This is a genomic window from uncultured Intestinibacter sp. (assembly GCF_902468165.1).
Classification (GTDB): domain Bacteria; phylum Bacillota; class Clostridia; order Peptostreptococcales; family Peptostreptococcaceae; genus Intestinibacter.
Genome location: NZ_CABQXJ010000021.1, coordinates 1 through 26897 on the forward strand (window position 1 = coordinate 1; position 26897 = coordinate 26897).

Genomic DNA, 26897 nt, shown 5'->3' on the forward strand with positions numbered 1-26897 from the left:
AAATATGGTTGAATTTAGGAAATAATTAATATATAATAGAGAAAATAATACAACATGAATATGTATAGTAAGGTAGAGGTGCAATATATAAGAGTAAAGATAACGAGGGAAGTACGATGACTTATCTTGAAAGGGTATGTTGCCGAAGTATATAGGTGATACTTTAAGCCTATATAACTGGGGGTATATAAAATATATATATCACTGTCACTAAATGTGGAGAGCTATCAAAACTTATCTTTTAGCATATAAAGTAGCAAATCTTGTTGATTAGAAAATCAACATTTTTAGTGTACCTTTCTGATATTCATAATATTAGGAGGAGAAAATGAAAAACAAAACATCAAAAGTAGCATTAATATCGATAATGATATTCATGATGTCTACTGTAATGGCATTTGCCGAAGAAGTAGATATTGACCAGGTCAATGCAGATAAATATGGGGCGCTAACATTAATACCACCACTAGTAGCAATAATACTTGCATTTGCAACAAAAAACGTAGTTATATCTTTAGCTATAGGAATTATGTCTGGTGGATTCATTCTAAATTTCGCAGGAATCAATATTTTTTATACAATAATACATGCATTTTTAGATTTAGTAAGTAGAGCAGTAGACTCTCTTGCAGATCCTTGGCATGCAGGAATAATATTACAAGTTTTAGCAATAGGTGGAGTTATAAACCTAGTAAGTAAAATGGGTGGAGCAAAGGCAATAGCTGAAGCATTATCCAAAAAAGCAAAAACTGCAAAGTCAGCACAGCTTATAACTTGGTTTGCAGGTCTTTTAGTATTCTTTGATGACTATGCAAATTCACTAATAATAGGGCCTATGATGAGACCTGTAACTGATAAAATGAAAATCTCAAGAGAGAGATTAGCATTTATAATAGATGCAACTGCTGCTCCAGTGGCAGGACTTGCAATAATTTCAACTTGGATAGGACTAGAAGTTGGACTTATAGGAGACGCTTTTAATTCAATTGGTGTAAATGAAAACGCATTTGGCGTATTTTTAAATACAATACCATTTAGATTTTACAATATATTAATATTAGCATTTATCGTTATAACATCATGCTTATTAAAAGAGTTCGGTCCAATGAGAAAATGTGAATTAGAAGCGAGACGTGGTGGAAAAAGTCTTGCTGATGGAAATGAATTAAACAAAAAAATATCGCAAGAACACGATGATTTAGAACCTTTAGAAGGTGTTGTACCAAATATATGGAGTGCTATAATACCAATAGGAACATTAATAGTAGGTGCATTAATTGCTTTCTATTATAGTGGTTATACTACTATAATGGCTGGAGATAATAATGTATCAATCGAAATAATGAAAAATGCACCATTTTCATTTGAAGCTATAAGAGAAGCATTTAGTAACTCAGATGCATCAGTTGCATTATTCCAATCAGCATTATTTGCGGGAATAGTTGCTATGATTATGGGAGCAAGTAAAAAAATGTTCACAATAAGTCAAGGTATAGAAATATGGGTAGATGGAATGAAAACTTTACTTATAACTTGTGTAATATTGATATGTGCTTGGTCATTAAGTTCAGTTATAAAAGAATTAGGAACTGCTAAATTCTTAATAAACTACTTATCAGATTCAATACCAGCATTTACTCTACCAAGTATAATATTTGTTTTAGGTGCAATAATATCATTTGCAACAGGAACATCTTATGGGACAATGGGTATACTTATGCCGCTTGCAATACCACTAGCATACTCAATTAATCCTGATATGAGCTATGTAATAGTATCTACAAGTGCAGTTTTAACAGGAGCAATATTTGGAGATCACTGCTCACCAATATCAGATACAACAATATTATCTTCAATGGGTGCAGGATGCAACCATATAGACCATGTTAGAACACAAATACCTTATTCTCTATTTGTAGGTTCTATAACTATATTATTTGGATATATTCCAGCAGGATTCGGAATGCCTGTTTATATAGTTCTTCCAGTGGCATTAGCTGCAGTATTTATTGGAATTCAAATTTTCGGTAAAAGTGTAGACGTGGATATAGAAGAAGAGCTAACTCAATCTAATAGATCAATCAAATAAGTTAAATAAAAATAAATCAAAATATAAATTAAAAATAAATTAAAACTGCTAAGTATAAAACCTTAGCAGTTTTTTTATTATAGACTTTATTATTGAGTATGTTTATATACTAAATAATAAACTACCATCTATATTGGAAGGAATAACCTTGCACAGAGTAATTTCAGTTAAGTATAAGGCTTTATAATAAAACAAATATACGTAGTATTAAAACAAATATTATGGTAATAATATTTAAAAATGATATATTTTATATATTAAAGGAGTATTTTTATGCCTTATGTAAACTTTAAAGAAGAAAATTACAAACTAGAAAAACAAATATCAAAAAGAAAAGAAAACAATAAAAAAATTAGGTCTCAAATAAAAAATGACAAGAGTTTAATAAGCGGATATAGCCTTACAGGAGAGTACAGTTTTAAAAATACAAAAAAACAGCTTATAGGAATTAGTGGAGTTTTAAAAGAAGAAGATTTCCAAATTATAAATGGAGAGGATTTTATATGTGCTAATTTTTTTAACTGTAAATTTCAAAATATTAAATTTGTAGATTGTTTCTTTATTGGATGTAATTTTAAAAAGTGCAGCTTCGGTGGAGGAGGAATTATATTTGAAAATTGCACATTTATAAAGGAAGACTCGATAAAGACTCCATCTCTAAATATAAAAGATAATTTTTCGTGTTATTTTGAAGACTGTTATATATATTCACAGTTTAAAGGAAGTAATTTATCTTATGCTTTATTTGAAAAATGCACATTTGAAAATACAAATTTTGAACTTACAGATATGCAAGGTGTCATTATAAAAGATAGCGACTTATTTAAAATTTTAGTCTGCGATTGTGGTATGCAAAATTTAAAAACTAGAAAATGCTATATAAGTGATTTTGAATTTGACGATAAATATATGACAACTTTTGATACCAAGACCTTCTTTGATAAGCTCCTACATAGAAAAAACGACAGAGATGAATACGAAGGCTTTTATATGATATATCAAAATATCGCATTTCAATATGAACAAAACAACTTAAAAAGCAATTTTGGAGAGTACTACTACCTAGGAAAAAGAGAAGAACATAAAACTCTGGATTTTCTATCTAAAATTAAGTCCTACTTATATTGGTTTTCGTGTGGATATGGAGAACGACCAATTTACAGTATTTATTTTAGCTTTGCTATAATACTAATATTTACATTTTTATTTTTGATAGTAGGAGTAAATATAGACGGAAGAATAGTTAAATACAACAGTATAATCGCCATAGAAACTTTATCCTTTGGAAAATTCTTTGAAGAATTTTTAAATGCATTTTCACTTAGTACAGGTTTATTTACAGGAGTTGGCAATGAAATATGCGACCCTATATTTGAATCAGCTATATTGGCTGATATAGAGATGGTCTTAGGTGTTATTTGTATGGGAATAGGTATAGGTACACTAACTAGAAAAATTATAAGATAGATATAATAATTAAGGTTTAATAAAGGTAGATATGTTAATATAGCTAATCAAATAAAATATATAATTTTATCTGATTAGCTTCTTTTATATTAAAGAAAAGTGTAAAAATAATGGTTTTATGGTACAATTAATAAAAAGAAATAAATGGAGGAGAACAATGGCTTCTAATCAAAGAATAGACGAATTTTTAAGACTGCAAGACAAGGGCATTTCTTTGGATGAGATTGCTTCTACCTTGGGTGTAAAACCACAAACATTAAGAAGAAATTTAAATAAAAATGGATATAAAAGTGTAAATGGTAAATATATAAAAGATAATAAAGAATCTATAAATACATCTGTACAGGTATCTTTTGTAGATAATACATTAATTAAAAGTGAACAAAACAAAAAAGAAAACAAACCAAAATCAGCAAAGAAGTCTTCTATAGAGAAAAAACTTAAATCAAAAGAAGATAAAGTTGAAAAATCACCTGAGAAAATAAACAATAAAAAAAATAAAGCTAAAGAAGATACAAAAGATGTAACTAAAAATAAACAAAAATCTACAAAAGTTAAAAAAGATAGAAAAATAAATTTAACTCAAGAAGATTTAGATAAACTATGTGAAGTTTATGATTGGTACTTAGAGGTTAGAGATTGTAAATCTTTAAAACCAAAAAAACAAAAGAAATCCATAGCTATAGACTTTGAAGAAACTAGTGACAAAACAGTAAATTTAAAAGTAGATAAAGGAGTATGGGATGATTTCTTGCGTCTATGTAGCAATTCATCATACGATAGAAAAACATTAGTCACACAAGCGCTTTATGATTTTATGAAAAACCACAAAGATCTACTTTAAATGACAAAATGATTTTGATAGGGGAATTTATATATGAATAATAAAAAATTAATATTTACATCATTATTAACTGTAATTGCTATAGTAATATTAATTGTAGTTTTTAGACTTAATGAATCAGAAAAAGAAATAGGGTATGAAGTTGCAAAGAGCGAGGCAAAAGTATTAGAAATAGAAAATACTAAGATAACTGGTATTTCTCATAATACGACAAAAAATAATGTGAGTACAAAGATAAAAAATAAATCAAATAAAATACTTAAAAATATAAGTATAAATTATGTTGAATTAGATGAAAATCAAAATAAAATATCTACAAAACAAGTTCCTGTATAAATTTCGCTTAAAAGAGATGAAAAAGCTCTTATAAAAATTATCCCTCAAAATTACACTTATACTATAGATATAATAGGATATAGTTATGAAACAGAAGATTATAATGTAAATGTAGATTTAAATGAGAATACAGCAAATATAGAAAAGCTATCTAATTTAGAAGAGAATCAAAAAGAATTAGAAGACATGCTTAAATACGATATTTTAGAAATATACGACTTTAAAGGGATTGATGATACTAGCTACAAAGTAAAAATTAAAAATAATTCACAAAAAAACTTAGGAAATATAATATTAAAAGTAGCTGAAAAAAATTCAGATGGTGAATATATAAGTGTCAGCAATATATCTAATAATTCAACATTAAAAGCAAAAGATTTTAGTGCATTAATGCTAAATAGTACTGATAAAGAAAATACTTTAGAGATTATAGGATATACTTATGATGATATAGAAAATAAATCAAATATAGATATCGATTTAAAGACTAATACTGCAAGTATTGTAAGAAATTAATACACAAACAAATCAAGCTTCTATAATATTTATAGAAGCTTAATTTAATATAAATACAAATTGATTATAAAAAATTGATTAATGACATTGTTGGGAGGTATATATGAAAGTTTTAGTCGTTGAAGACAATATAAAATTATTAAAAAGCATTTTAGATGAATTAAATACTCATTTTGAAACAGAGTCATGCAGCGATGGTGAGGAAGCACTTTATATGATAGAGCAAAATATATATGATTTAATTGTTTTAGATCTTATGCTTCCTAATTTATCTGGAATAGAGATATTAAAGTCTATGAGAGAAAAGTTTATAGATACACCAGTATTAATATTAACAGCTAAAGAATCGCTAAATGATAAAGTAAAGGCTTTTGAGATAGGGGCAAATGATTATCTTACAAAACCATTTTATATGGAGGAGTTAGTTGCTAGAATATATGCTATTTTGAGGACTAATGGAAAGATGCAAGATAGAAACAGCATAGACTTTAGAGATTTACATTTAGACTTAAATAAAAGAAGGGTTTTTGTAAAAGATGAAGAAATAGAGCTTCAAAATAAACAATTTAATTTGCTTGAATACCTTCTTTTAAATAAAGGTTCTATATTATTAAAGGAGCAGATTTATGATAGAGTTTGGGGTATTGACTCTGATGTTACAATAGAAATTGTCGAAGTTTATATAAGTCATTTAAGAAAAAAACTTAGCAAATATGGATATGATAAATGTATAAAAACAAAAAGAAAAGTAGGTTATATGTTTGATGATAAATAAAGAAGTCATTACAAAAACTCAAAAAAGGCTTATCAGAATAAATATGCTTGTAGTTTCAGGATTTTTAATTTTACTTTGTATGTTTACATATGTTTATTTTGGATATACAAATAACAACAATATAAACAAGCAAATGGAAAATGAACTAAACTCTATAATAAGTCAGCTAGAGAATTTAGATTCTAGATACGGGCTTATGTTAGGCTTAAAGGCTGAAGGTATAAAATTACAAAACCCTAAAGATATGGTGTATATGTACATAGACAACACCCTAATAAAAGTAAATACTAACCCGTATTTTGGAGATAATGAACCAAAGTTTAAAAATCAAGGTGATGGATTTTATACATATTCAACAAAAGAAGGATATCAACTAAGAGAGTGTAATTATACCTATAAAAATTGCACAATAAGAATATTTAGAGAGATAAGCAGTGAGATAAGTTCTAGAAGACAACTATTGCTTACTATGATAAAAGTAGTAATAATATTTTGTATACTAACATACTTTATAGCTATTTATCTTACAAGAAATGCATTAAAACCAATAGAGGTAACTTGGAATAATCAAGCTAAGTTTATTCAAGATGCATCACATGAGCTTAGAACACCTATAACAATAGTATCATCTAAATTAGAGGGGCTTTTAAAGCACCCAAATAATACTATAAATGACGAGGTTGAAGGTATAGCTGATGCGATGAATGAAACTAGAAGACTTAAGAAAATGATAAATGACTTACTTACACTTACAAAAGAAGACTATGTGGATTTAGTTACAAAAGAAGAAGTCGATTTAGAAGCTTTAGTAAAAGATATATGCGATGATTTCTTTGATATAGCAATGATTCAAAATAAAACATTAAAGATTTCTTCACAATTAAAGCATAAAAATATATTAAGTGATAAAAATAAATTAAGACAGTTATTTATCATTTTTATAGACAACGCATTTAAATATACAGAAGAAGACGACTATATAAAAATTTCTCTAAGTGAAAAAGATGAAAAAATATATATAAAAATCGAAGACAATGGACTTGGTATAAAAAAAGAAGAACTACCTCATCTCTTCGATAGATTCTTTAGAAGTGAAAATGTAAGAAATAAAGATATAGACGGCTCTGGAATAGGACTTTCAATAGCAAAAGTAATCTCAGAGAGTCTAAAATACAAATTAAAAGTAGACTCAGAATATGGTAAGTGGACAAAGTTTGAAATAATTATACCTATAGATGAAGATTAGAAAAAATTAACAGAATAAAAAAATGGTACTCTTCCAAAAACATGGGTATAATTGTTAATATAGTAGATATAATTTAGGAGGATATATAAATGGCTAAAATAATAAACTCAAATGAATTCAATAATACAGTAGAAAGTGGAGTTGTAGTAGTAGACTTTTTCGCAACTTGGTGTGGACCTTGTAAAATGCTTGCTCCAGTATTTGAAGAATTAAGTGAAGAATTAACTGATGTAAACTTTGTAAAAGTAGATATAGACCAAAGTATGGATTTAGCTCAAAAATTCAGAATAGTATCAGTTCCAACAATGAAAATATTCAAAAATGGAGAAGAAGTAGATACTTTAATGGGATTCATGCCAAAAGACGTGTTAAAATCAAAAGTTGAAGCACACTTATAAAAAGGTGATATTATGAGATATGATATAGCGATAATAGGAAGCGGACCAGCAGGTCTTAGTGCTGCAGTTAATGCAAAAATAAGAAATAAAAGTTTTGTAATATTTGGAAATAAATCGCTTAGTACTAAGATTGAAAAAGCTCCATCAATAGACAACTATCTTGGTCTTTACAATATATCAGGAGCTAACCTTAAACAACATTTTATGGATCATATAGAATCTATGGATATACAAATTGACGAACATAAAATAACAAATGTATACTCTATGGGTGATTACTTTGCACTTGCAAGTGGATCTGAAATGTTTGAAGCGACTACTGTAATAATTGCAATAGGTCTAGATAGTGCTAAATCAATAGAAGGAGAAGACACTTTCCTAGGAAGAGGTGTAAGTTACTGTGCAACATGCGATGCACCGCTTTACAAAGGAAAAGATGTATGCGTACTTGGATATAACGAAGAAGCGATACATGAAGCTAACTTCTTAAACGAAATAGCAAATAAAACATATTTTGTACCTATGAGAAATAACATCAAAAAAGATTTATCATTAATAGATTCAGGAGTTGAAATACTAGATAAAAAACCTACAGAAATACAAGGTGAAATGTTAGTAAATAAATTAAACTTCCAAGATGAATCACTTGATATAGATGGCGTATTCATAATAAAAGACAGTATGTCACCTAAAAATTTAGTTCCAGGATTAGAGTTAAACGGTGAACATATAAAAGTAGATGCAAATATGAAGACAAATATAGATGGATTATTTGCTTGTGGAGATTGTGTCGGAAGACCATACTCATACTTAAAATCTGCAGGTCAAGGTTTAACAGCTGCATTAAATGCAGTAGAATATATAGCAAAAAAATCTAAATAATATAAAAGATTTTGATAGATATTTAGAAAAGACGGCTTATGCCGTCTTTTTTTTAGTATTTGAGTATATTTTATATTCAATGATGATTGTTTTGAATTTATTATTATAAATATAGATAAAAATATAAATATGTCTATATTTAGACATATAACTACTACTGAAGATTTATATAAAAAATATTTTGAGATATATTTACAGATGTCTAAAGACTTTATAAAATCTAAATGATTATGTTTATTTAAATATAATTATCTTAAATATATTTTGAAAGTATTTAGAATACAGATTTTTTATAAAGGAGAAATTTATGAAAAAAGTAAATAAAACGAGATTTGCTAAAAGGGCTTTGGAAGACTTTAGTCGTACAATGATTGAATTGCTTTCAAAGAAACCATTTGAAAATATAATGGTCAGCGAAATTTGTGAGATAAGCAATTATCCAAGGGCTACTTTTTATAATTATTTTGAAGATAAGTATGGTCTTCTCAATTATTGTTGGGATTGTTTTGGAGAAAAAATAGATTTTCAAAATGACTATGATTATATGGATACTGATGAAAAAATGTATGATTTATTTAACAGTCTTTACGATTTTTTTGAAAAAAATATAGAAATACTCAGAAGGATAACAAAACAAAATAATCCAAATGGAGAGTTTATGCAAATTTTTAAAATATATATGAAAAATCAAATAAATATAAAAATAAAAGGTTGCAGTTGTGTTGAGAAAAAGAAGGTACCACATGAAATGCTTTTAGAACACTACAGCAATACAGTTGTTTTAGTATTAGAGTGGGGATTTTTAAAAGAAAATATTTTATCAAAGGAAGACGCAAAAATATACTTAAAGTATTTATTAGAAGGAGGAATATAATGATTTTTTATTTTTCAGCAACAGGAAACAGTAAATATGTAGCAGAGAAAATATCGGGACAAACAGGAGAGAAAATAATCTCTATTGTGGATTGTTTAAAAAATAATAATTTTGACTTTGAAGTAGATAAAGATGTCCTAAATTTTCAATAGATTATAAAAAAAAAACTAAAGCGCACGGTCAATATTTAAATACTAATACAAAAATATAAGCATATAAAAAGTGGTAAATAAGTTGACTTTTTCAATTAAGAGTACTATTATTTAATTAAGTAAATACTTAATTAAATAAGGAGTTAATTATGAAGGATTTAGTAAAAGTTTTTAAAGCGTTGAGCGATGAAACAAGGCTAAAGATATTGTTAATTATCTCTAAAAAGACAATTTGCCAAAAGGGTATTTCAAAACATCTTGGAATTTCAGATTCAGCAGTTTCTCAGCATATAAAAGTGCTAAAAGAAGCCGGGATTGTCACAGGAATAAAACAGGGATATACAGTTATGTATATTATAAATGATGATTGTTTTCATGAGGCTATGTTGTTTTTAAAGATGATAAACGATATTGAAGACGACACATTTATAAACAAAGAAAAATTAAATGAAATACAACTTAATTGTTGTGCAAATTGTAAGTTAAATAAAAAGTGTTGTAAAAATAGGGGGATGTAGATATGAAAGTATGTATACCAGTTTCAGAAAATAAAGGAATGGAAAGTTTGCCATATGGTCATTTTGGTTCTGCACCAGAATTTATTATATGCGACTTAGATTCAAAAGAAATAAAAAGTATAAATAACGGTGACTTAGGTCATGAACACGGCAAATGCCAACCACTAAAAGCACTAAAAGGTCAAGAAGTAGATGCTATAATAGTGTGTGGAATAGGCGCTGGAGCTATAATGAAATTAAATGAAATGGGAACTAAAGTTTATAGAGGTATAAATGACACTATAGAATCTAACTTAAAATTATTAAAAGAAAATAAGTTACAAGAGTTCTCAGTAAACGACGCATGTTCTCATAACCACTCAAAAGGAAATGGATGTGGCCATGATCATGGACACAATATAAAATAATAAAATATATTTAACATATAAAAAAAGCTACTGATTTTTGGTAGCTTTTTTTATTATATAGTAAGTATTATAAAAACACAGAGTATTAATATTTGATATTATTTTGCATATTTAATAATTTAGTATTTATATACAAAATATTATAAATTTTAAATTAAACTAAAAATAAAATCACAAAAAAAAATTACAACAATATACTATTATTATATAAAAAAATAATTATGTAAAATTTCTCACAGATATTAGGAGGAAGGTTATGGACAAATATAAGAAAGTAAAAAATATCTTATTATTCATCCTTGTGGCGAATTTAGCTGTAACAGTTATGAAGATAGTTGTTGGAAGCTTGACAAATAGCTCAAGTGTCTTGGCCGATGGTTTTCACTCACTTTCTGATTCTGCTTCAAATATTGTAGGCATTGTGGGAATTTCGATAGCTGCAAGACCAAAGGACAAAACACATCCTTATGGTCATACTAAATTTGAGATGCTATCTAGTTTATTTATTGGAATGATGATGGTATTTATTGCATTAAAAATTGTAGCCGAGGCTATTTTACAAATTAAAAATCCAGAAAGCTTAAATATGACTACGATTAGTTTTGTAATTTTAATAATTACCTTGATAATAAATATAATTGTAACTAAATATGAATATAGCGTTGGTAAAAAGGTCAACAGCTACATTTTAGTTTCAGATTCTCTTCACACAAAAAGTGATGTTTATGTATCTCTAGGTGTTTTGATAACTTTAATATGTATAAAGCTAGGTTTTCCAGTAATAATAGATAAGTTAGTATCGTTTGTTGTTAGAATATTTATTTTGCACGGTGCATATGAAATTTTCAAATCGACTATTAGTATTTTAGTAGATAGTGCTGTAATAGATGAAAATATAATAAGAGAAATTGTTGTAGAATTTAGCGAGATAAAATATATTAAAAATATTAGAAGTAGAGGATGTGAAAATAATATATATATAGATATGGATATTATGGTTGAGCCGGATATGACCGTTGAAAAATCACATGAGCTAACTCACAATATTGAAAATACTATGAGAGAAAAGTTAAATAAAAATATACAAGTAGCGACTCATATTGAGCCGTTTCACAAATAAAGAATTAAGAAAATTAAAACGTAAGAAATAAATTTATATAAACTAAAAGAAAATTAAAAGGCTACCTATATAAATATGATAGCCTTTTTAGCGTATTTATTTAGACTTTAGTCGATTTTTTTAGAGTGATTTATTAAACTTTCAAGACGTTTATTTAAATTGTCTATAGTAGTATTTATTTGACCTAGTGAATCGCTTACTAAGCTATCTTCTTCTACTTGATAATTTAAATAAAAATCATCTAATTGTCTTACAAATTTATTTGCTTGAGCTGTAGCCTCTAAGAAATCGTCAAAATGTTCGCTTTTAATTCCTTTTCTAAACTTAGCTATATCTTTTTTTATAAAATCAACTATCTTTACTTCAGTTGAGAATGTACCATTAGGTATTGGATATGGCTCTATCCTCTGTAAGAAATATTTATTCTTTGCATTTATATTGTATGTATACATAACCTCAAAGTCATCATCAAGTATAAATTTTATAAAATAAAGGCAGCCCTGCACTTTTTGGATTTTGCTAGCACCTAACTGTCTAAGTCTTATTTCAATTGAGTCACCATTGACTGAATCAATTCTGTTAAATGACATAAAACTTTACCTCCCTTTTGAAAATACTTTATTAAAGTATATGTAAATATGGATAAAAAATATTTTTTAAATTTATGCAAAAATAGTTTTTATATAAATTTAAATATCTATATCGCAAATTTTATTGTTAAATAAATTGTTGAAATAATTACTGTAAATATCATTATAGGAAAACCTACCTTTAAGAAACTTTTAAAGGTGATAGGATATCCATGCTTTTGACCTACACTAGCTAAGACTACATTAGCAGATGCACCGATTAGTGTACCATTTCCACCAAGACATGCACCTAGTGAAGTAGCCCACCATAGTGGTGTTACATCCATACCTTGAGTATGCATTGTAAGTATTAGTGGGATAAGTGTAGCTACAAAAGGTATATTGTCTAAGAATGATGAAACTATTGCAGAAATCCAAAGAAGTAAAAACATTGTAAGAATTACATCACCATGAGTTTTTTCAACTAATAATTTAGCAAGCATTGAGATTACACCGGTATTTGAAAGACCACCTACAACTATAAATAATCCAGCAAAAAAGGCTATAGTAGGCCATTCAACGCTGTATATTATCTCGTGAGGGTCTTGTTTTCCGATTAATAATAATATACAAGCTCCAGTTATTGCGACTACAGAAGATTCAATACCCAATTTACTATGAGTCATAAATCCTACTAATATAAGTGCAAGAACAAATAAACTCTTTATTAATAATGTCTTGTCTTGGATAGCTTTTTTTTCATCTAAGTTTGAGATTAATTCTTCGGCTTGTGGACTTTTTACTAATTCTTTTCTATAAATAAATTTAAATATAAATACTAATAGTAAAAGAATTAGTAAAATTACTGGTCCTAGATTTACTACGAAATCACCAAAACTAAGCCCAGCAGCACTACCGATCATAATATTAGGTGGGTCACCGATTAATGTTGAAGTACCTCCGACATTAGATGCGATAATTTGTGTCATTAAAAACGGAATAGGATTAATAGAAAGAATATCGCTAATTACAAGTGTCATAGGTCCTATTAATAATACAGTTGTCACGTTATCAAGTATTGCAGATAAAACGGCTGTTATTATCATAAAATAAACCATGATTTTAGACGGATCTCCTTTTGAGATTTTGGCTGTTAATATTGCGACGTATTCAAATAATCCTGATTTTTTTACGATTGCGACTACAATCATCATGCCAATTAGTACAAATAATGTGTTAAAGTCTATATGGCTAATTCCTTCTTCAAATGTAACTATTTTAAATAGAAACATCAAGGCAGCACCAGATAATGCTACAACAGTTCTATCTATTTTTTCACTTATTATAAGTATCATTACAATAGCGAAAATAGAGATAGCTATTATTTGTTGTGTATTCATGTTATTTTCCTCCAATTCCATAAAATATAAACTACTTTATGATAGTACTTTTTGGATTAAATTTCCACATAAAAAAAGTAAAAAATATATAAAAGTTTTTTATTATATGTCACATTTTTAAACATAGTGTAGAGAGAAAACATTTATTCCAATGTATATTGAAATAAATTATATAATATGTAGATTTTTATAAATTTAAAATATAAGTTAGAAAAAATAATTATAAATTGTACAATAAAAAAGGATAATATATTTTTTTATCGAAATATAATACTAAAGGAGGGGTTACATATGGAGAGATGGCAAAAGATGAATGTATATTTTAGTTTAGTAGGACTTATAATATTTATTGTGTGCATAATATTTATAAAAAAACTGCCAATATTATTATTAGCAGCGGCTTTTGCATTAGGAATAACATTTAATTGTTTTAAAACTATATATAAAAAGATACCGCCTCCAGGATATGAAGAAGTCGAAAATAAAAACAAAAATATTTCTAAAAATAAAAAGAAAAAAGCTAAAAAAAGATAGAAAAAATCCATCTTCTAAATATAGAGGGTGGATTTTTGTATATTTATATAAAAAATATATAAATGCACAATATATAAATTAAATTATGATATAATAGTATAAAAAATGATATTGAGGTTGAATAAATGAAGGATGGATTTAATAGAGATATAGATTATTTGAATATATCTTTAACAAATATATGTGATTTAAATTGTACGTATTGCATGCCATATAATGACGTAGCTACATATAATAAAGGTAGATATTTGAGTGTGGATGATTATAAATTTATAATAAAGTCAATGTCAGAATTAGGGATAAGAAAAATTGAATTTACGGGCGGCGAACCACTTCTAAATCCTAATTTAGTTGACCTTATTTATTATGCAAAAAATTACTGTAATATAGAAGAAGTTAGTTTAACTACTAATGGAATTAAATTTTCAGAACAAGGTCTAAAATTAAAAAATGCAGGCTTAGACAAAGTCAATATACAGATTAATTCACTAAAAGAATACAAATACGAATCTTTAACTAGAGGAGGAAATTTAGGGCTTGTATTAAAATCATTTTCTACAGCACTTAATTTAGGGATAGAAACGACTATAGATACACTTATCATAAAGAATTTTAACGATGATGAGATGGATGATTTTATACAACTTGCAAATAATTTTCCAATAACTTTGAGGTTCTTTGAAATGATGTATGTAGGGAAGTTAGATGGTTTATTTAACGAAGGTTATTTAAATGTAGCTGATATAATAAATAATATGGATAACATGACTAAAATAAAATCATATGACAAAGTATGTAGATATTATTACAAAACCCCTAATTCAAGAGGTAAAATAGGTATAGTATCTAGGTTTTATGATACAAACTGCTGGAGTTGTGACAAGATAACACTTAGTTATGATGGTAAGATAAGGCTTTGTAGATATGAAAATAAAGAGTACGATATTTTTAATTTTATAAATAAACCACTTACTTTTTCAGAAGTGATGAAAGATATTATTAAATATAAACCTAAAGATTTTAATGAAATAAAAAACAATATTACATATAGGAATATAAACGAATTATAAAAATTAATTTTATATCAAAAAGAGCATATAACGCTCTTTTTTTAATTGTAATAAATATATACGTTATAATATTTTAAATTTATAGGATAATAAGATATGAGGTGAAAATATGGAAATTTCAAATATAAGTGAGATACTTAGACGAAATACACAAAGAGAAAAATACAATAGTGGTTTTGTCTTTTATAAAAATAATTATGTAAGCAATAATTACACTAACTTAAATGGATCTAATGCAAATTTTTATGGAAGTGTATATGATGAGTACCATAGAAGAACTTATACAGCTATGATAAGTATAGATTATAATACGAGGATAATATCAAATATAAGTTGCGATTGTCAAGATAGTGTATTTACTACAGGTGAGATGAGAATATGTCCACATATGGTAGCCGTAGTACTAAAAGATGTAAAATATCTTCAAGATAAAAATAAAGAGACTTTAGATGAAAAAGACGTCGTCATAAATCCAAAAGTAATTTTTGATATAACTCAGTCTAGAAATTCAAACTTAGGTGCAAATTTAGAAATAGAGGGAGTAGATAAAAGTGAATACGATAGAATTTTTAAATCGTATAAAGACAACTATAAATACCACCTTATGCCTAATGGAAGTTATATCGATTTAAGAGATAATGATTTAGAAAAAGTATTTAAGATAATAGATATTTTGGGGTTATTTGATGATTTAGAAAAGATAAAAATACCAAATAATAAATCTATGTTTTTAGAAAATATACTACAAGATGAAGAAATGAGTTTTATAAATGGCAAAAAATATGTAGATAATGTAATTAAAAAATACGATAAATTAAATAAGGATATAGAAGTTCCTCAAAATCTAAATGCAAGTCTTAGAGATTATCAAATTGAGGGATTTGAATTTTTAAAGACATTATCAAATTACAACTTTGGTGGGATACTTGCAGATGAGATGGGTCTTGGAAAGACTATACAGACAATAGCATTTTTACTTTCAGAAAAAAATAAGCAAAGTATTGTTATTACTCCGACAGCGCTTATATACAACTGGAAAAGCGAATTTGAGAAATTTGCACCAGATTTAAAAGTAGGAGTTGTATACTCAAATAAAGAAAAAAGACTAAAAACACTGCAAAAATATAAAGACTACGACGTTATACTTACGACTTATACTACATATAAAAACGATATGGAAGAATATAAAGACTTAAAGTTCGACTATTTAATAATAGATGAAGCTCAAAATATAAAAAATCCAGATTCAGTTATAACACATGCTATAAAAAATATAAATGCAAAATCAAAATTTGCACTTACAGGAACTCCAATTGAAAACAATCTTTTAGAGCTTTGGTCTATATTTGATTTTATAATGCCTGGATATTTATACAGCAAATTAAGATTTGAAAAGATATTTGTAAGAGACGATAAAAATTTAGATCTTTTAAAGAATATGATAAAGCCTTTTATATTGAGAAGGAGAAAAAAAGACGTTATAGACGAACTTCCAGACAAAATAGAACAGAAATTTTATGTTGAACTAGATAAAGAGCATAAAAAAGTCTACAATACTTTTTTAAATATGCTAAAAAAACAAATAATAGATACAAATAGCGACAACATAACTTTATTTTCATACTTAACTAAATTGAGAATGCTTAGTATATCGCCTGAACTAGTAGTTAAAAACTATAAAGGCAAAAACTCTAAGTTAGAGATGCTTATGAGGATAATAAAATATAGCAAAGATAGAAAGATATTAGTATTTTCACAATTTACACAAGTATTATCGCTTATAGCAGATAAACTAGAAAAAGAAAACATAGAATTTAATTATCTAGATGGAAAGACAAATGCTAAAGATAGATTAGAATTAGTAGAAGATTTTAATACTAATAAATCTAAAAAAGTATTTTTAATATCATTAAAAGCTGGCGGTACAGGTCTTAATTTAACTAGTGCATCTATGGTTGTTCACTTTGACCCTTGGTTTAATCCAGCTGTTGAAGACCAAGCAAGCGATAGAGCACATAGAATAGGACAAAAGAATATAGTAGATGTCGTAAAACTAATATCTAAAGATACTGTAGAAGAAAAGGTAGACGCTATAAAGGAATATAAAAAAGAATTAGCAGATGAAATAATAAATTTAAATCTAAAAGAAAATAAATCTATAAAGACATTGTCGAGAGATGAAATAATAGATTTATTTGAAGTTATGGAGTAAATATAACTAACTTATAATAAATACAAACAATTTACAATTTGTTTTATATAAATAAAATATTTTTTTGTATAAAATAAAAAAGTTTTTTTATTTACAAATGATATGGTATAATTTTCTTATTGCAAAAAATGTATTAATAAAAAGGAGATTGAGATGAGTAAGAAAAAAAACGCAGACTTAGAAAATGGGAGTATTGGAAAACTTTTAGTTACTTTGGCAGTTCCATCTATAATAGCTCAAATAGTGAATTTACTTTATAATATGGTAGATAGAATCTTTATTGGTAGAATGCCAAGTGGAGATTTAGCTATGGCAGGGATTGGTATAGTAACTCCGATAGTACTTTTAGTAACAGCATTTAGTTCACTTGTGGGATTTGGCGGAAGTCCACGAGTTGCTATAAAAATGGGGCAAAAAGACAAAGAAGGTGCAGAAGAGATTTTAGGAAACAGCTTCTCACTAATTATTATAATTGGTTTAATTTTAACAACAGTATTCTTTATATTTAAAGAACAAATTGTAATGGCATTTGGAGGAAGTTCAAATACAGCACAATATGCTATCGATTATTTATCTATATATCTTATAGGAACAGTATTTGTTCAAATAGCTGTGGGAATGAATCCATACATAAATACTCAAGGGTTTACAAAAATAGGGATGATAACAGTTGCAATAGGGGCATGTCTTAATATAATACTAGATCCAATATTTATATTTGGATTAAATCTAGGTGTAAAAGGTGCAGCTCTTGCGACTATAATTTCACAATTTGTATCTGCTATGTTTGTACTTAAATTCTTATTTGGAAATAAAACATTATTAAAAATAAGAAAAGAACATCTAAAACTAAAAAAAGATGTAGTATTAGCAACATTGGCTTTAGGTATTGCACCATTTATAATGCAATCTACAGAAAGTATAGTTTTAATAAGTTTAAACAATCAGCTACTTAAATACGGCGGTGATATAGCAGTAAGTGCTATGACTATAATGAGTAGTATGATGCAGATGATAATGTTACCTATGACAGGTCTTACACAAGGTGCTCAACCTATATTAAGTTATAATTATGGTGCACAAAGATACGACAGAGTTAAACAAGCATTTAAATTACTATTTATCTCTAGTTTAACTTTTACAATGTGTGCAGTTTCACTACTTATGATATTCCCTGAATTCTTTGTAAAAATATTTAGTGGCGATATAGCTCTTGTAGAGATGACTTCATGGAGTATGAGAATATACTTTGCTGGAATGGGAATATTCGGTATGCAATTATCATGCCAACAAACTTTCTTATCATTAGGTCAAGCTAAAATATCTTTATTCTTAGCTTTACTTAGAAAGATGATACTATTAGTTCCGCTAATATTTATACTACCAATGTTTATAAGTGACGGACTTACAGCTGTATTACTTGCAGAGCCAATAGCAGATATAATTGCTTGTTTAACAACAACTACTATGTTTGTTATATTCTTTAAGAAAAACTTCCCAAAAGATGCTCAAAATAAAGTTACAGCAAAAGCTCAATAAAATTAAGTGAAAATAAAAAGGGATAATTGTAAATTTGATTTACACTTATCCCTTTTATAATTTAATCTACATTGCTTTATAGCAAACAATATGTTCTTCAATTTTGCCGTTATTATTTATAGTAACTAAAAATTCCTTGTAATGAGCATTATGTGGTCTATAATATTCACATGAAATTACATTTTCATTATCTTCTAATTCTAAAAACTCACTGTCTTTTAAAAACTTTCTATTTATTAATTCTAATAATCTATCCATAATGACCTCCTGGCATAATATATAAAATCAATACTCTATACCTAATATATACCCAGAAAATCCCATATAAATCGTATATGAGTAAAAATCTACTCTATCATAAGCTCAATATGGTTGTTGTCTACAGTTTTAATTTCGCCTATATAACCTGTCAACTCGTAATTAAAGGCATCTTTTACAAGTTTAAGAAACTTTTCGCAGTCTATAGCATCTTCTCTATAATAGAAAAAATCAAAGCAATTATTGTTTATCAGTCTTTTTACAAATTCAACAGGTAAATTTAAATTTATGTATTCTCCTGTGAAAGTATTAATATTTATTATAAGTATTCTATCATCCATATACAAAACCCCCTTTATAAAGTTTATATATTAAAAAAAAAATTAGAATAAACTTTTTGTAATTAGTAAAAATATTTACGAAAGTAGTAGTTTTGTGATACAATGATTTATTGGAAAAATATATAAGATGAGGAGCTGTGAGAAGTGTTTAATTATTTGAAGTTCGCAATATTTCAGATTATAGGGTTTATTTCCTCTTTGCCACTTGTTAGAAAATTCACTAAAAGTCCGCAAAAATACTCTAATGAGGAAAAATTCGAGTTTTTACAAAGTCAAGCTACTAAATCTCTGGATTTAGTAAATATTAAGCTAAATATTTTAGGTAAGGAAAGAGTTCCAAAAGAACCCGTACTATTTGTAATTAATCACTCTAGTATGCTTGATAGTTTTATACTTATATCTAGTATACCAAAACCAGTTGGTGTAGTAATTGCAGATGTCCCTACTTGGAGAAATATCCCAATTGTAAAACATTGGATAGATATTACAAAATCTGTATACATTAACAGAGAAAATAATAGAGAAGGTATAAAAAGCATTAATAAATGTGCAGAAAATATAAAAGAAGGTCAAAGTATGGCTATCTTTCCAGAAGGAGATTTAACTTGGGTAAAAGACCCTAAATCTTTAGTATCTGACTTTAAGGCAGGTGCCTTAAAAATTGCATATAAAGCAAAATGTCCAATAGTTCCTATGGTAATAAAAAACTCTCTAAATACATATGAAGGATATGAACCAATAGGAAAGATAAATTCTAAAGATGTAGAAGTTGAATTTTTAGATCCTATATATGAACATTTAGAAAATCCACGACTTAAAACTGTGGAACTTGCAAAAACTATAAAAGAAAAAATGATTGATGAAATGCAAAAATATCAATCAAAAAATCCAGTAATGAAACAAGAAATAATATAAATAAAAAAGGAATCTCACCAGAGATTCCTTTTATTAGTTTTTGACTCTAAAAGTATCGCAATTTCCGTTTTCTTTAGATATTAAAACATGGGCTGCATTACAACCTCCATAAAAGTTATATGTACAGTTTTTAGCAGAGCAACTAATATTTTGGCTATTTGTGATACTGTCGTCTTGTTTTGAACTTAAAGACTCAAAGGAGCCTTTTACATACGTGTCGCAATTTGTATCTTTAAAATCTGTAGCATCGTAACCGCTTACTTTTATATGAGATGCATAACAATATCCGTCGTGATTGTATGCACAGCTAGATACTATACAGTTTAAATTACTTTTCATCATAGATATCACAACTTTCTAATAAATTTTATTTATAATATATAGGAAATAAACTTCCTTTTATATTGTGGATAAGTATAATTTACGTAAATATTATTAAAGAAATCTATATAAAAAATTAAAATAAAGATTTCTTTATTTTTTATTATGATAAAATTTATGTTTTTTAATACAGCTTTATGTATTTATTTTAGAAAATTTATAAAAAACAATATGCAAGGCATTGAAAATGCATCAAGTAAAAATGCACCTACCATAGGCACTACTAAAAATGCAGTTTCACTTTTGCCGTATTTGTTTGTAAGTGTCGACATATTTGCAAGTGCATTAGGTGTAGCGCCTAATGTGTGTCCAATAAGACCGCTTACCATAATAGCAGCGTCATAATTTTTACCTAAGACTCTAAAGCATACAAATACTCCATAAATAAGTACAAATAAAACTTGGAAAAGAACTATGCATACTATTGGACCTAATAAGCTAGATAATGCATATAAATCTATACTCATAAGCGCCATAGTTAAAAACACATCTAATGCTACATTTTGCACAAATTCAAATAAATCCTGATAAAAATCAAAAAACTTAACTTTGATATTTATATTTGAAATTATTACAGATAAAAGCATACCTATTACTATATTTGGAATTAAGATATTTGTTTTTAAATTTATTATGTTCGATATAAAAAACGATATATTCATAATCAAAAGCAACATTAAGACATTTTCTAAAAAGATCATAGGAGTCAAATTTGCTTTATTTTTAGGTATATTATTTTTAGTCTTAGAAATATTAGATAAATTACTACTTCTTGTAAGTGGCTTTAGATTGTATTTTTGTATTAGAGCTTTTCCAACAGGGCCACCTAGTAATCCTCCGCTTATAAGACCTAATGTAGCAGCGGCAATTCCTATTGCTACGGCGTTTTCTATGCCGATACTCTCTATAGTAGTTCCAAATGCCAGCGAATATCCATGTCCACCTTCCATAGATACAGCGCCACACATAAAGCCAAGCAGAGGTGTAATATGTAAAAACTTAGATAAAAAAACTGCTATTAGATTTTGACAAAGTCCTAAAAATGCACATAAAAGCCAATATAGAAATAATAATTTTCCGCCGCCATTTGCACTAAATATATTTATACAAAAACCAATACTTATGAAAAATGCAGAAAGAAAATAAGGCATAAGCGACGTATCCATAGTTATCTCCAGTAGATTAAATTTTTTTAAAAAGAAAATCAGTATAGAAAAAAATAGACCTCCTATAACAGGTGTCGGGATACAAAGTGTATTAAAAATCTTTAATTTATCTTTGATAAAATTTGCAAATAAATATAATATAATGGACAAAATCAAGGTAGAGACTATATTTAAATTTAAATTAATCATCAAAAGACCTCCTTTGTGTGATAATATAGTTTTAAGTATTATTTACTAAAAAAAGTATTATTATAAGTTTATTAAAGAAAGAGGTATAAAATGATTAAAACAATCGGAATACTAGCGCACGTCGATGCAGGAAAGACATCTTTATCAGAGCAAATTTTATATCATACAAAGGCGATAAGAAACAGAGGTAGGGTAGATCATAAAAATACTTTTTTAGATAATTATGAAATCGAAAGAAAAAGGGGCATAACGGTATTTTCTAAAATTGCTAGATTTTTTTATAATGAAAATGAATATTTTCTTGTAGATACTCCAGGTCATATAGATTTTAGTGGTCAGATGGAGAGAAGTCTAGACTTTTTAGATTATGCTATACTTGTAGTTAGTGGTGTGCAAAAAGTACAGTCACATACATCTACAGTTTTTAAATTACTTAAAAAGAAAAACATACCTACTTTTATTTTTATAAATAAAATAGACAGCGAAAACTATTTTTTAGAAGAAGTTTTAGAAGATATAAAGCAAAAATTAGATGAAAATATAATTGATTTAACAGATGAATTTAAAAATGAAGATTTTAGTGAAGATGTTATAGATTTTATAGCAGAAAGAGATGAAAATCTAATGGATATATATTTTGACTCTGGATACAATAGAGAGCTTTGGAATAAAAATCTAATAAAACAAATAAAATCTTGTAATATATATCCAATATTTAGAGGTTCAGCATTAAATGATATAGGAATTGAAAGCTTTATAAAAGCATTTGACTACCTTACTACGACTTCTTACAACGAAGATGAAAAATTTTTAGCAAAGGTATGCAATATAAAATACGAAGATAAAAATAAAGAAGTGTACATAAAGGTTTTAAGTGGAAGCTTAAATGTAAAAGACGAGATAAAATATTTTTATAAGGATAAAATACTAGAAGAAAAAGTAAACTCTATATTTATAAAAAATGGAGAAAAAAAGCAGATAAATAATAATATATCAGCGGGCCAAATAGGAGCCATAATAGGACCTACAAACCTTGAAATAGGTCAATATATAACTTTAAAATCAAATGACAATATAGATTTTTTAAAACAAACTAGAAAAGACACTATAATTCCAACTCTTAGAACAAAGGTAGTATTTGATGATAATTTAAATATAAAAGATGTATTAGATATATTTAAGATTTTAGAAGCTGAAGAGCCGAGTTTAAATGTAGTTTATAGTGAAAAATTAAAAGAAATAAGCATAAGTATAATGGGAAAAGTTCAATTAGAAATACTAAAAGAATTTATATTAAATAGATTTGATATCGAAGTTGATTTTGGAAAATGTGAAATTTTATATAAAGAAAGTATAAAAACGCCTTGTATAGGAAGTGGACATTATGAGCCACTAAAACACTATGCAGAAGTTCATCTAAAAATAGAGCCAAATGATATAGGAAGTGGAATAATATTTGAAAGCAAGGCCCATGTAGACGACTTAGATATAGGCTCACAAAATCTAGTAAAAACACATGTATTTGAAAGAAAACACCATGGAGTATTATGTGGGTTTGATTTAGACGACTTAAAAATAACTTTAATAGATGGAAGAGACCATAAAAAACATACAAGCGGTGGCGATTTTAGGCAGGCAACTTATAGAGCTATAAGACAGGGGATTGAGCAATGTGAAAGTATAATACTAGAGCCTTTTTATAATTTTGAAATAGAAGTAGATGATAATTATTTTGGAAGGGTTATATCTGATATTCAAAGATTAAATGGAACTTTCGAAATAAAAAATATAAACAATAAATCGATAATAAGCGGAAGGGGACCAGTTTCTACTTTTATGGACTACCAATTAGAACTTATTTCTTTTACAAAGGGAAGCGGAAGAATTTCGCTAAACTACGATGGATATGACAATTGCCACAATCAAGACGAAATAATAGAATTAAAAAATTACAATAAAGATGCTGATGAAGATTTTACATCAAATTCAATATTTTGTTCAAAAGGAACTTCTTACTCTGTAAAGGGAAGTGAAGTAAAAGAGTATATGCACTGTGATTTAGAAGAGATAATTAATAAATGGTTATAATAAATAAGTCTATATTAAGGGGGAATATTATGAATAAGGCGACAATAAAAGTATTAATTGCTATGTTACTTTGGGGGAGCCTCGGAGTATTTGTAAAAAATATTTCTTTAGAATCTGTAGAGATATCTTTTTTTAGGGGAATAATAGGAAGTATATTTCTTGGTATTGTTTTACTAATTAAAATGAGAAGTAAGAAAAAATCAGATGAAGATATTTATTTAGAAACTTCAAAAAATGAATATAAAAAGAAAGATAAAAAAAGCATAATAGTGCTTATAATATCAGGCATGGCGATAGGATTTAACTGGGTATTTTTATTTAATTCATATAACTATATAACAGTTGCAAATGCAACTATTGTATATTATTTGGCCCCAGTTATCGTCATATTTGTATCACCTATATTTTTAAAAGAAAAATTAACATCAAAAAAGGTTGTAGCTGTAATATGTGCTATGTGTGGGCTTATATTAATCGTTAAAACCAACACATCTAATGTGAATATAGACTTAACTTCAGGCATAATAAATGCATTTATGGCGGCATGTTTATATGCGAGTGTAATTATATTAAATAAGTTTATAAAAAACGTAGACGACTACAAAAAGACATTTATACAGATTTTTATGGCATCTATGGTGCTTTTGCCTTGGGTTATATACAGAGATAAAATTGTATTTGATTCTATAAAATCTATAATCTTAATACTTGTATTAGGAATAGCACATACAGGAATAGCGTATTGTCTATATTTTTCAGCTATGAAAGACTTAAAAGCGCAGTCTATAGCTATTTTAGGTTATATAGACCCCGTATCATCTGTAGTATTTAGCATATTTTTGCTTAGAGAACCTTTTTCGATATATCAACTTATAGGTGGAGTTATAATTTTATTATCTGCAATAATATCTGAGAAAAAGCCAAAACCTAAAATTATAGAAAGTGAAGAGAAAAATTTATAAATGGAAATTGATTATGAAAAATTTACTTATAAATTAGACGAACTAAAAAATATACCTCAGTCATCAGGAGTATATTTTATGAAAGATAAAGACAATAGGCTGTTGTATATTGGAAAATCAAAAAATCTAAACAAGCGAATAAAAAGCTATTTTCTAAATTCAAGAGATCGCTCTAATAAAATTGAGATAATGATAAAAAATATTTCTCATATAGAGATTATAAAAACAGATACAGAGTTTGATGCACTTTTTTTAGAATGTAAAAATATACACAAATTAAAACCTATGTACAACACACTTCTCAAAAATTACGATAAATACAAATATATATGTTTAGATGAAAAAGATCACAATATAATTAAAATAAAAAGTGAAATAGAAGATGACGGAATTTATTTTGGACCGTATTCATTTAAAAAAAAGCTTGAAACTATAAAAGAAATAATTATAAAAATATACAAACTTCCAATATGTAAAAAACAAAATAAATGTATACGCTATGATTTAAATAAGTGTATAGGAGTATGTAGGGGAAATATAGAAAATGATAAAAGATTAGATATAGTAAAAAATATAAAAGACAATTTAAATGGAAAAAGTAATTTTGTAATAGAGAAATTAAATGAAGAGATGAATATAAAAATTCAAAATCTGAAATTTGAAGAAGCAGCAAAAATAAAAGAAGAAATCGATTTATTTTCAGCTATTGTAAAAAAACAAAAATATCTTTTAAATTTAAACAGGGATATAGTATTTTGGATAAAGATAAAAGACTATAAATATAAGATTTACTATATAACATCTTTTGAGATAAATTATGAAAAGATAATCGATGCAAGATATCCAAGTCAGATAAAAAATGTAGCAGATGAAATAAAAGACATTATTTCACAAAAAAAAGGCGAAAAAAGCGCTCTTGAAAAAGAGAAAATAGATTATATAAATATAATAAATCAATATATAAAAAATACAAAAGATAGGGGATATATAATAGTTAAATAATTGTATATCTATGAAAGGGTGAGTAATTTGAACAACAAAATTAAAAATATAAAGGAACTTCACAAAGGGGATTTTATAAGTTTATACGACTTAGAATATAAAAATAAGTTAAATCAAGATAAGCACTGGAGTGTGGCTACTAGAAAAGATAAAGAAGCTTTAGAAGAGTTTTATTTAAAAAATAAAGAAGACAAAGTTGATGCTGTTTGTATAGTTGCATATCATGTAAAATATAAAAAATTAGTTATAATAAAACAATTTAGAGTCCCTGTAAATGACTACTTATACGAACTTCCAGCAGGTCTTGTAGATAAAGAAGATAAAGATATAATTCAAGCCGTAAAAAGAGAATTAAAAGAAGAGACAGGTTTAAATTTACTTGATATAAACGAAAATTATACAATGGAAAAAGCATATCTTTCACCGGGAATGACAGATGAATCTATTGCATTAGTTTTTTGTACATGTGATGGAGAGCTAAATAAAGACAACTTAGAAGATGATGAAGATATAGAAGCTATGCTAATATCACAAGATAGAGCAAATGATATATTAAAATCAAAAGAAAAAATGGATGTAAAGGCGTTTTTAATGTTACAAAACTTTGCATTATTAGGAGAAAAACTGTTTTTATAAATTAGAAAAAG

29 protein-coding genes and 1 riboswitch are annotated in these 26897 nt (G+C 26.9%); of the genes, 23 read left to right on the forward strand and 6 right to left on the reverse strand.

Features of this window, described 5'->3' with window-relative positions:
* Positions 1–65 precede the first annotated feature (65 nt).
* A riboswitch (Lysine riboswitch) is annotated at positions 66–235 on the forward strand.
* Positions 236–328: 93 nt separating this feature from the next.
* The 14 genes from RDX53_RS05590 (at position 329) to RDX53_RS05655 (ending at position 11624) form a co-directional block, all read left to right on the forward strand.
* On the forward strand, positions 329–2089 hold the full coding sequence (locus RDX53_RS05590) for a Na+/H+ antiporter NhaC family protein (RefSeq protein WP_195931092.1): 1761 nt from the start codon (positions 329–331) through the stop codon (positions 2087–2089).
* Between the two features lie 273 nt (positions 2090–2362).
* Positions 2363–3556 (forward strand): pentapeptide repeat-containing protein, encoded by a 1194-nt coding sequence (locus RDX53_RS05595; protein WP_195931091.1) that lies wholly within the window; start codon positions 2363–2365, stop codon positions 3554–3556.
* 157 nt (positions 3557–3713) lie between these two features.
* Positions 3714–4400, forward strand: coding sequence for a DNA-binding protein (locus RDX53_RS05600; RefSeq protein ID WP_195931090.1), 687 nt, complete (start codon positions 3714–3716; stop codon positions 4398–4400).
* A 33-nt stretch (positions 4401–4433) separates the two neighbouring features.
* Positions 4434–4736: a hypothetical protein gene (locus tag RDX53_RS05605; protein ID WP_307993827.1), complete on the forward strand. Its 303-nt coding sequence runs from the start codon at positions 4434–4436 to the stop codon at positions 4734–4736.
* A 186-nt stretch (positions 4737–4922) separates the two neighbouring features.
* Positions 4923–5252: a hypothetical protein gene (locus RDX53_RS05610; RefSeq protein ID WP_307993828.1), complete on the forward strand. Its 330-nt coding sequence runs from the start codon at positions 4923–4925 to the stop codon at positions 5250–5252.
* Between the two features lie 103 nt (positions 5253–5355).
* Positions 5356–6027 carry a response regulator transcription factor gene (locus RDX53_RS05615; RefSeq protein ID WP_195931088.1) on the forward strand — a complete coding sequence of 224 codons (672 nt, stop codon included), beginning with the start codon at positions 5356–5358 and terminating at the stop codon, positions 6025–6027.
* Positions 6017–7273 carry a cell wall metabolism sensor histidine kinase WalK gene (locus RDX53_RS05620; protein WP_195931093.1) on the forward strand — a complete coding sequence of 419 codons (1257 nt, stop codon included), beginning with the start codon at positions 6017–6019 and terminating at the stop codon, positions 7271–7273. The genes RDX53_RS05615 and RDX53_RS05620 overlap by 11 nt, the downstream gene beginning before the upstream one ends.
* An 89-nt stretch (positions 7274–7362) precedes the next feature.
* A complete protein-coding gene (gene trxA / locus RDX53_RS05625; protein WP_195931087.1) occupies positions 7363–7671 on the forward strand; it encodes a thioredoxin in 309 nt (102 codons plus the stop codon).
* A 12-nt stretch (positions 7672–7683) separates the two neighbouring features.
* Positions 7684–8553, forward strand: coding sequence for an NAD(P)/FAD-dependent oxidoreductase (locus RDX53_RS05630; protein WP_195931086.1), 870 nt, complete (start codon positions 7684–7686; stop codon positions 8551–8553).
* Positions 8554–8860: 307 nt separating this feature from the next.
* Entirely contained in the window at positions 8861–9427 is a 567-nt protein-coding gene (locus tag RDX53_RS05635) for a TetR/AcrR family transcriptional regulator (protein WP_195931085.1), read from the forward strand.
* Positions 9427–9579, forward strand: coding sequence for a flavodoxin family protein (locus tag RDX53_RS05640; protein ID WP_195931084.1), 153 nt, complete (start codon positions 9427–9429; stop codon positions 9577–9579). The genes RDX53_RS05635 and RDX53_RS05640 overlap by 1 nt, the downstream gene beginning before the upstream one ends.
* A 149-nt stretch (positions 9580–9728) precedes the next feature.
* Entirely contained in the window at positions 9729–10097 is a 369-nt protein-coding gene (locus tag RDX53_RS05645) for a helix-turn-helix transcriptional regulator (protein ID WP_195931083.1), read from the forward strand.
* Positions 10098–10099: 2 nt separating this feature from the next.
* The gene (locus RDX53_RS05650; RefSeq protein WP_195931082.1) at positions 10100–10504 is read left to right on the forward strand and encodes a NifB/NifX family molybdenum-iron cluster-binding protein; all 405 of its coding nucleotides are present in this window, start codon (positions 10100–10102) and stop codon (positions 10502–10504) included.
* A gap of 256 nt (positions 10505–10760) precedes the next feature.
* Positions 10761–11624, forward strand: coding sequence for a cation diffusion facilitator family transporter (locus RDX53_RS05655; RefSeq protein ID WP_307993829.1), 864 nt, complete (start codon positions 10761–10763; stop codon positions 11622–11624).
* Between the two features lie 107 nt (positions 11625–11731).
* Here RDX53_RS05655 and RDX53_RS05660 read toward each other — a convergent pair whose 3' ends face one another.
* Positions 11732–12214 (reverse strand): hypothetical protein, encoded by a 483-nt coding sequence (locus RDX53_RS05660; RefSeq protein WP_195931174.1) that lies wholly within the window; start codon positions 12212–12214, stop codon positions 11732–11734.
* A gap of 107 nt (positions 12215–12321) precedes the next feature.
* Positions 12322–13593, reverse strand: coding sequence for an SLC13 family permease (locus tag RDX53_RS05665; protein ID WP_195931172.1), 1272 nt, complete (start codon positions 13591–13593; stop codon positions 12322–12324).
* A 291-nt stretch (positions 13594–13884) separates the two neighbouring features.
* On the opposite strand from RDX53_RS05665, the gene RDX53_RS05670 reads away from it, so the two are divergent.
* The 4 genes from RDX53_RS05670 to RDX53_RS05685 all read left to right on the forward strand — a co-directional run bounded on the left by RDX53_RS05670 (position 13885) and on the right by RDX53_RS05685 (position 18948).
* Complete coding sequence (locus RDX53_RS05670; RefSeq protein WP_195931170.1) at positions 13885–14127, forward strand: hypothetical protein; 243 nt, start codon at positions 13885–13887, stop codon at positions 14125–14127.
* 125 nt (positions 14128–14252) lie between these two features.
* Positions 14253–15197 (forward strand): radical SAM protein, encoded by a 945-nt coding sequence (locus RDX53_RS05675; RefSeq protein ID WP_195931168.1) that lies wholly within the window; start codon positions 14253–14255, stop codon positions 15195–15197.
* Between the two features lie 109 nt (positions 15198–15306).
* Complete coding sequence (locus RDX53_RS05680; RefSeq protein ID WP_307993830.1) at positions 15307–17409, forward strand: SNF2-related protein; 2103 nt, start codon at positions 15307–15309, stop codon at positions 17407–17409.
* 153 nt (positions 17410–17562) lie between these two features.
* The gene (locus RDX53_RS05685) at positions 17563–18948 is read left to right on the forward strand and encodes an MATE family efflux transporter (protein ID WP_195931164.1); all 1386 of its coding nucleotides are present in this window, start codon (positions 17563–17565) and stop codon (positions 18946–18948) included.
* Between the two features lie 66 nt (positions 18949–19014).
* Here RDX53_RS05685 and RDX53_RS05690 read toward each other — a convergent pair whose 3' ends face one another.
* Positions 19015–19206 carry a hypothetical protein gene (locus tag RDX53_RS05690; RefSeq protein ID WP_195931162.1) on the reverse strand — a complete coding sequence of 64 codons (192 nt, stop codon included), beginning with the start codon at positions 19204–19206 and terminating at the stop codon, positions 19015–19017.
* 89 nt (positions 19207–19295) lie between these two features.
* Positions 19296–19547, reverse strand: a complete 252-nt coding sequence (locus RDX53_RS05695; RefSeq protein ID WP_195931161.1) for a hypothetical protein — start codon at positions 19545–19547, stop codon at positions 19296–19298.
* 144 nt (positions 19548–19691) lie between these two features.
* Between RDX53_RS05695 and RDX53_RS05700 the strand changes: the two genes are divergently transcribed.
* Positions 19692–20462 carry a 1-acyl-sn-glycerol-3-phosphate acyltransferase gene (locus RDX53_RS05700; protein WP_195931160.1) on the forward strand — a complete coding sequence of 257 codons (771 nt, stop codon included), beginning with the start codon at positions 19692–19694 and terminating at the stop codon, positions 20460–20462.
* Positions 20463–20495: 33 nt separating this feature from the next.
* Here the strand turns inward: RDX53_RS05700 and RDX53_RS05705 are convergent, their stop codons facing one another.
* On the reverse strand, positions 20496–20804 hold the full coding sequence (locus RDX53_RS05705) for a DUF1540 domain-containing protein (protein WP_243269605.1): 309 nt from the start codon (positions 20802–20804) through the stop codon (positions 20496–20498).
* A gap of 182 nt (positions 20805–20986) precedes the next feature.
* Positions 20987–22198: a sodium/glutamate symporter gene (locus RDX53_RS05710; protein ID WP_195931398.1), complete on the reverse strand. Its 1212-nt coding sequence runs from the start codon at positions 22196–22198 to the stop codon at positions 20987–20989.
* A gap of 90 nt (positions 22199–22288) precedes the next feature.
* Here RDX53_RS05710 and RDX53_RS05715 point away from each other — a divergent pair, with 90 nt between their 5' ends.
* Genes RDX53_RS05715 through RDX53_RS05730 form a run of 4 tightly spaced genes read left to right on the forward strand, consistent with a single transcriptional unit; the run spans position 22289 to position 26886 of the window.
* Positions 22289–24286, forward strand: coding sequence for a TetM/TetW/TetO/TetS family tetracycline resistance ribosomal protection protein (locus RDX53_RS05715; RefSeq protein ID WP_307993831.1), 1998 nt, complete (start codon positions 22289–22291; stop codon positions 24284–24286).
* Positions 24287–24315: 29 nt separating this feature from the next.
* Positions 24316–25248 carry a DMT family transporter gene (locus RDX53_RS05720; protein ID WP_195931400.1) on the forward strand — a complete coding sequence of 311 codons (933 nt, stop codon included), beginning with the start codon at positions 24316–24318 and terminating at the stop codon, positions 25246–25248.
* A complete protein-coding gene (locus RDX53_RS05725; RefSeq protein ID WP_195931401.1) occupies positions 25249–26250 on the forward strand; it encodes a GIY-YIG nuclease family protein in 1002 nt (333 codons plus the stop codon).
* 18 nt (positions 26251–26268) lie between these two features.
* Positions 26269–26886, forward strand: a complete 618-nt coding sequence (locus tag RDX53_RS05730; protein WP_195931402.1) for an NUDIX hydrolase — start codon at positions 26269–26271, stop codon at positions 26884–26886.
* Positions 26887–26897: the final 11 nt, after the last annotated feature.